The organism is Bartonella sp. MR168JLCBS (genome assembly GCF_042194175.1).
On sequence record NZ_JBHIMP010000224.1, the window covers coordinates 1 to 888 of the forward strand.

Genomic DNA, 888 nt, shown 5'->3' on the forward strand with positions numbered 1-888 from the left:
CATTCCTAAAATTGACAGAGAATTCAACACATGGAAAGAGAAAAACTTCTTAACCTCAGCAAAAAACTTAATGAATCTATCGTAAAATTTAATGTCTCTTTTTAATACATACCCACAAAATCAAAAATAATTTTCCCAAAAAACCTTAACTGCTTACAGATCATAGGCATCTGCAGGATTAACCATAAGGAGGGCAGAACGCAGCTTTTGCAAAGCCCGTGCTTCAATTTGGCGCACGCGCTCTTTCGAGATTCCCAATTTTTCACCCAAAACTTCCAAAGTAGCGCCTTCTTCATTTAAGCGACGGAAACGAATAATTTCAAGTTCCCGTTCATTGAGACTTTGTAACGCATCATGAAGCCATTGTGTCCGCCGTTGACTGTCAATCACTTGCTCAACTAAAGCATCAGGAAGAGGACTATCATCCACAAGCGCATCCATTTTAGCAATCGGATTATCACTGTTTTCAGACACAGAAACGCTTAATGAATTATCAGAGCTAGAAAAACGGAAATCCATTGTTTCAACATCACGAACGGAAACGCCAAGCCTTTCAGCGATTGTGCGAAAGATATCTTGTTTTGTCAGAGCGTTATCATCTTGGACCAATTTTGCTCGCAACCGCCGAAGATTAAAGAAAAGTGCTTTTTGCGAAGAACTGGTTCCTCCTCGAACGATTGACCAATTTCGTAAAATATAATCCTGAATAGAAGCACGAATCCACCATGTGGCATAAGTCGAAAAACGTACCTCCCGATCAGGCTCGAAACGCGCAGCCGCTTCCAACAGCCCTACATAGCCTTCTTGCACCAAATCCCCCAATGGCATTTTGAAACGTTTAAAACGGTTAGCAATCGCAATCACCAAACGCATATGAGCGGCTGCAAT

Annotated in this window: 1 protein-coding gene; it reads right to left on the reverse strand. The window is 41.4% G+C overall.

All coding sequences use genetic code 11. The features are described from left to right. Window positions 1–153 precede the first annotated feature (153 nt). Window positions 154–888: RNA polymerase factor sigma-32 (locus ACFIK8_RS10490; RefSeq protein ID WP_375669391.1), on the reverse strand; the 735-nt coding region annotated here is incomplete at its 5' end.